Genomic DNA, 6,640 nt, shown 5'->3' on the forward strand with positions numbered 1-6,640 from the left:
ATGGTTGGGAATAACCGTTGAGATACAATCGCTACTAGCACTGAAGCAAGTTGAATCCTTACCTGTGCTTGCTGTCCTGGTTCAAAAACATCGATAATCCGGTCTATGGTTGTCCGGGCACTAGATGTATGGAGTGTAGCAAAAACCAAATGTCCGGTTTCAGCTGCGGTAATCGCTGTTTGAATCGTTTCTAAATCACGCATCTCACCAAGAAGAATGACATCAGGATCCTGACGAAGGGCTGAACGTAAGCCATTAGCAAAATTATTCGTATCAAAGCCGACTTCACGCTGATCAATAATACAATTATGGTGCTTATGCAAATACTCAATTGGATCTTCAAGCGTGATGATATGTTTACGCATCGTATAGTTCATATATTGAATCATCGCTGCCAGCGTGGTTGATTTCCCGCTTCCGGTTGGTCCAGTGACGAGTACAAGCCCTTGAGGCTTCCCTGCAATTTGCTTTAATGACTGAGGCAAGTCCAACTCTTCAAGCGTGGCAATTTTTGTTGGGACAATTCGAATTGCCATGGCTACACATGATCGCTGAAAATAAGCATTGATTCGAAATCTCGACACGCCAGGAATTCCATAGGAAAAATCAAGTTCTCCTTTATCTTTAAATTCATCCCACATATTATCCGGAATGATTCCACGCGCCATTCCCTCTGTTTCTTCCGGAGTAAGAAGCTCTTTCCCGTATTTCTTTAATTCTCCATTTAACCGCATAACTGGCGGCACACCTACCGTTACATGGATATCTGACGCCTTTAATTCATGGCCTGCACGAAGAAGTTGATCAATTTTCGTTTTCATAGCGTTACCCCTTTACTCTAATACTGCAACACGTAATACTTCTTCCGTTGTGGTTAGACCCTGTTTTACCTTTAACAAGCCATCATCCATTAAGAATACGGTTTTAGCCTTAATGGCCATTTCGCGAAGCTTCGAGAAGGATTCACCGTTCATAATGACCCTTCTCATATCATCTGTCAGTACGAGTATCTCATGAAGAGCAATCCGGCCTTTGTAACCGGTCATATTGCAGGAAGCACACCCAGTTCCCTTGGTAACTTGATCAACTTTAAATCCACGTTTTGCAAAAATCTCAATTTCTCGTTTGGACGGTTCCTGTTTTTGCCCACAGTCTCGGCAAACCCGGCGGACAAGCCGTTGTGCGACAACCCCGCTCAATGAAGAGGCAACTAGAAACGGTTCAACCCCCATATCTACAAGCCTTGTAATCGTACCGAGCGAGTCATTTGTATGAATCGTACTTAAGACCAAATGACCCGTGAGCGAGGCTCTAATTGATACTTCTGCGGTTTCTCTGTCCCGGATTTCTCCAACCATAATAATATTCGGATCTTGCCGAAGAATGGAACGAAGTCCTGCCGCAAAGGTCATCCCAACATTCGCATTCACTTGGATTTGATTAATTCCTTCCAATTGATATTCAACGGGATCTTCAATCGTGATGATATTTACTTCTTCGCTGTTAAGCAGATTGAGTGCTGCATACAATGTGGATGATTTTCCTGAACCAGTTGGACCGGTTATCAAGACAATCCCATTGGGTTGATCGAGCATGGTACGAAAACGCTGCAGATTTAAACTATTGAAGCCTAACTTATTTAAATCGTTCAACGAACTGCCTAGATCAAGAATCCGGAGAACAATTTTTTCACCAAACACGGTTGGAAGGCTCGATACCCGTAAATCAATCGGCGAGAATTCTAAATTCACTTTAATCCGACCATCCTGGGGAACCCGGTGTTCGGTTATATCTAATTTAGCCATGATTTTAATCCGGGCAGTCAGGACATTTTGCATCGATTTTGGCAATACTTTTTCAGTACGTAAGACTCCATCGATCCGATAGCGGACAACGATCTTGGTTTCTTGGGGATCGATATGAACATCACTCGCCTTTTGCGTAACCGCATTAGAGAGAATTTGGTTCACCAAGCGAATCACAGGAGAGTCTTGATCCCCTCTTTGTTCTTCTTGAACAGCATTTGAACTGGAGATGTCATCTAATAACTCGACTAGACCTTCATCCATATCATAATACTTAGAAATGGTCCGCAGGATATCATCCTTTGTCGCAATGGCCGTTTCAATTTGAAAACCTGTCGCCAACCTTAAATCGTCAATCGCTATGAAGTCCATAGGATCCGCCATCGCAATATAAAGCCGTTCTCCATCTTTTTTCAACGGAATAAGCAAATTTCGTTTAGCCGTTTCTTTTGATAGAAGAGCGAATAATTTAGGATCGAATGGGTAATTAAACAAGCTGACATGCGGAATTCCAAGCTGGAATTCTAGAACCTCGATCAGCTGTTGCTCCGTAATAAAACCTTTACGGAGCAACACGTCTCCGAGACGCTGATCTTTTGTTTTTTCCTCTAATGCAGCATGAAGCTGATCTTCATTAATAAGACCAGCTTCTACTAATAAATCACCTAAACGTTTTCGGGTTTGTGACATAGTTAAACCCCGCTTTTCTTATTTTTCCGGTGCATCTGGATCTTCCCAGATATTATCTTCGGAATTCTCTGTTCGTCCAGAAACAACTTCGTTGTTCGGTGTAGGCGAATCTGATTCCGTAGAGTCACCAGTTTCCCCCTGATTGTCACTCTCATCGGTTTCTTCCGTACGACCATCTTCACTATCGGAACCCGACTCATCTTCTACACCATCACTGTCTACACCATCACTGTCTTCATCAATGACATCACCAGCTTGATCATCTGATTCTTCATCCGTACTATCATTAGTTTCTACAGGAACAGTCAGGGGATGAATTTCAATTCGATGAATAGGCGCATAAAAATCTTCTGAAATTTCTTCTGATTCAATCAAATTACCTTTTTCATCAGAAATTTCCCGTGTAATTTTAATCGAAATTCCTTCTTTACCTGGTTCAGTTACGTTCATCTGCCCGCTGGTAAGCTGAGAGTCAAATTGAATGATTGTTTTTGGTTGATACCTTTTTTCGGCACTTTTCTTTACTTTGTATTGATTCAGGAACGATTTCCCTTTGAGTACCACGTTTAAGTTTTTACCACTTTGTGTAAATTCAAGGAAATAAGAATCTTCATTTATGTTGGAAAAAACCAAATCAGTATTCTTTTTCGCATTGACCTTCGCTTCCATACCCAGATTCGCATAGCCTGGAAGCTTTGTACTTACGCTTCGTTCGATAATAGCAAAATTTGTTGGAAGAATGGTTTCATAAATGCCTGTCGCAATCCGGCTCAACGCTCCCGTACTATAGGTTTTATCTTCCTGAAGGTCATTCAGCTTGTTCAAAAGCGAAAACTGTGTTCTTCCCTGAATCTCAACAGGCTGTATTAAGCTGATTATCTCTTTTATTTCGCTGCTATATTTCCCTGTTTGAATGACTGCCTTTGCGATTACTTCATCCTCAGCAGTCAATCCATCCAAATAATTTTCTAAATGGAATCGATAAGAACCAGCGGTAAGCATGGTCGCGCTCGCACTTATATCGTTTGCCAGCTGCTCCGTATTTACCGCCTCCGAAGATAGTGAAATCGATGTATCGTATACCGCCTCTATTAAAGAATCCTGATCAATAACGACTGTTACTAGGTTTTTTTGACCAGATTTTACATTCGCCAGCGTTTCTTCCACTCGAAACTGTATATCTACATCATTAGCTGGATTTTCAATTTCTTTATACGTAAGATTAATGCTGGTTCCTTGCTTCCAAGCTACAATCTCTTCCTCTAGCATTTTCTTAATCTCTGGTTTCGTCTTGCCTGAAATATTCAGGCCTCCAAGTGTCGTTCCTGGTTCCATAATATCTTGGTCATTGACCAAATTATTAAACGCTGATGCCCCAAAATGTGAAAAACTGAGGATATAACCTGTTGATAGGATAAGAGCAAGAAATAATTTCAGCGTCTGCTGGTTCCTCACATTTAGTTCTCTCCTTTTAGACGATTACGCTTCCACATTCATGGACAAACCAACCAGTACACCCGGTCCCACTTTTTGTGCATGCCTAATGTCTTCCTCTGATAAAACAGAGCCTTCAGTGAAAAGTATATTCCCTGATGGATCTTCGACATTACGAATTAATTTCTTTCCTTTTAACAACTCAATTTGCTTATTCTTGATTTCCATACCCTCGTCAATAAACATTCCCTCATCCACATCATCACTGTTGAGTAATTGGTTCGGGTTATCAAGGAAGTAACTCGGCGCATCTTCCGTGACGATTAAAATATCTTTTCCGAATGTTAGAACGGTTTCAGAAGGAAGAATCACTTCTTTATCCTTAATCTTAATCAGCATGCCAATGACATGTCCGTTTTCTTCATCTGTGAAAAATTCCAAAACAGATCCTAGGAGTTCCCCTTTACGAGTCATCACTCTTGCGTCTGTTATTTTAATTTTTTTATTGACCAGCTGGTTCGCAATTGGAATTTCATTCAAATCAATAACCGCGCCCTCACTATCTACTGTAAGTGCATACTCTCCAATTCCAATTACTTTTTTAAATGGAATGGCTTTTACACTTACCTGCCAGTCTTCATGCTCTATTGTTAGAAAATCGACCGATCCTTTTTCTGGATTGATCACCAATGATTTAACCGTTCCAATTTCCAGTCCCTCAGAAATACTTATAATGGGAAGTCCTAGCATTTGTGCGCTTGTTCTCATTTCTTCACCCTACCTAGTCTTTGAATTTAGATTATTGTATGCTGCTTATCTAGTTGTTTAAAATGATAATCTAGTATGATCCCTTGCAGAAACGATTTTTCAGATAACTGATTTCTGCCAGCACAACCGGGTATGCCTGGAATTTGTCACCTAAACGTTCTAAAAGCTGTGGCAGCTTTTCTTGATTCTTCGTCCGAACGTACTGCTGAATTAACATGTTGGCAAATATATAATAATCCTGATGCGGTAGACTATCGTCTAAATAACTGCTGACCAGCAGTTCATAGTCATGATCACTCCGCTGTTTTTTGGCAAGTTTTAATTCCTCTATCAATGTCTGAAACAACTCTTGTTGGAGCTTGGTTTTATGAACAGGCATTTCAGATTGAGATTCTTCCTTTACCGCTTCATGAAGGTCGGTACTAGTATCTATATCGGTCATAACAGGTGCTTCTAAAGTACTATCTGCTATAGCCTCTACATCTTGCTCATTGCTTTCTAATTGTTCATCAACTTGTTCAGGGATCTCTACTGCTTCTGGTTCCTCTATGAACTCCAAGATAACTGGTGCTTCTCCAGCACTTTCTTCTATTACTTCTACTTCTTGCTCATTGCTTTCTAACTGCACTTCGACTTGTTCAGGACTTTCTACTACATCTGGTACCTCTATGAACTCAACGATAACTGGTGCTTCTTCAGCACTTTCTTCTATCACTTCTATTCCTTGCTCATTGCTTTCTAATTGCACTTCGACTTGTTCAGGACTATCTTCTGCTTCTGATTCCTCTATGAACTCAAGGATTTCTTCTGAATCAATTTCTTCCACTACACTCTGCCCAACCCACTCAGGTTGTTCTTCTAAACTAGCAGCGGCTTCACTGTCAGTAGACACTTCAACATACAGATTCTCTTCAAGTAAATCTGTTTCGAGAATAAGATGTTCACTTTCAAGAAGCTCAGCCAGCGAAATGAATTCCTCAGATTCCTTACCTGCTTCACTAATAAGATGTTCATCTTCGTTAACAAGCAATTCCACTAGTGTACCTTGTGAATCTTCCAGCAAGGTATCTTCCTCAGCAACCACTTCTTCCTTGATTGTCTCCGGCTCCAACACTTCTAAAAATAAATCCTCATCCCACTCATCTACTATTTCTTCTTCCGTTTCCTCAGGCTCTAACACCTCTAAAAACAGGTCCTCGTCCCACTCTTCTACTTCTTCCGGCAAAAGAGAAACGGTAGGATCAGTCAGCACACTTCCTTCTTCGATAAGATCTTCTTTGTCCGCAGGCTCCATTACTTCTAAAAATAAGTCCTCATCCCACTCTTCTACTATTTCCGACTCTGCAGGAGATTCATTATTCTCTGACCCAGACCTTTCCACGTCCATTTTGTTTTGGAAAAAATCAAACTCTTCTGAAGTTAATACTGGGGCTGGAACAGATTGGGCTTCAAGAGCTTGATTGACTTCTTCTCCCGCCTCAATAAGGTCCTCTTCTTCCAAAATAATATGATCCAAATCTGGTTCACTATCAAAATCAACGATTTCTTCTTTTGATTCATGAAGAAGCTGTTCGAAATGTTGATCCTCTTGTTCAATAAAACTACCCACCGGTTCAGGTTCTTTGCCAGTTAGTGTCGATTCGGCTGAGTAATTGTATGAAAAGTCCTCTTTTTCTTGTTCCTTTCCTATCAAAGCAAATAGCTCCGTTTTCTTCTCAAAAAGATAGGTAAATACAACGAGAAGAAGCAACGATAGCAGGGCTCCTAACCAAGGATTGTAAGTAAAATTAGCTAGTAATCCCGCCATAGCGGCAATCATAGCTGCCCCCATAAGAATTATTTTTCCCTTAAAATCGATACCTATCGGGAGAAAATAAAAAATTGGAATGAGAAAAACCAGAGAAATACATGCAAAAATAATCGTTTCCAATTTATTGCCCCTT

5 protein-coding genes are annotated in these 6,640 nt (G+C 40.7%); all 5 read right to left on the bottom strand.

Features of this window, described 5'->3' with window-relative positions; all coding sequences use genetic code 11:
- The coding region (locus AC52RT_RS03725; RefSeq protein WP_495539508.1) for a type IV pilus twitching motility protein PilT at nucleotides 1–821 on the bottom strand (821 nt) is incomplete at its 3' end.
- 12 nt (nucleotides 822–833) lie between these two features.
- Entirely contained in the window at nucleotides 834–2,495 is a 1,662-nt protein-coding gene (locus AC52RT_RS03730) for a GspE/PulE family protein (protein WP_495539509.1), read from the bottom strand.
- An 18-nt stretch (nucleotides 2,496–2,513) separates the two neighbouring features.
- Entirely contained in the window at nucleotides 2,514–3,950 is a 1,437-nt protein-coding gene (locus AC52RT_RS03735) for a hypothetical protein (protein WP_495539510.1), read from the bottom strand.
- 24 nt (nucleotides 3,951–3,974) lie between these two features.
- A complete protein-coding gene (locus AC52RT_RS03740; protein ID WP_495539511.1) occupies nucleotides 3,975–4,697 on the bottom strand; it encodes a PRC-barrel domain-containing protein in 723 nt (240 codons plus the stop codon).
- A 70-nt stretch (nucleotides 4,698–4,767) separates the two neighbouring features.
- Nucleotides 4,768–6,640: hypothetical protein (locus AC52RT_RS03745; RefSeq protein WP_495539512.1), on the bottom strand; the 1,873-nt coding region annotated here is incomplete at its 5' end.

Source organism: Peribacillus sp. (assembly GCF_059453735.1).

Bases quoted from the DNA above. Each gene is read 5' to 3' on its own strand.
- AC52RT_RS03730 (WP_495539509.1), bottom strand. From the start codon at position 2,495: ATGTCACAAACCCGAAAACGTTTAGGTGATTTATTAGTAGAAGCTGGT.
- AC52RT_RS03740 (WP_495539511.1), bottom strand. From the start codon at position 4,697: ATGAGAACAAGCGCACAAATGCTAGGACTTCCCATTATAAGTATTTCT.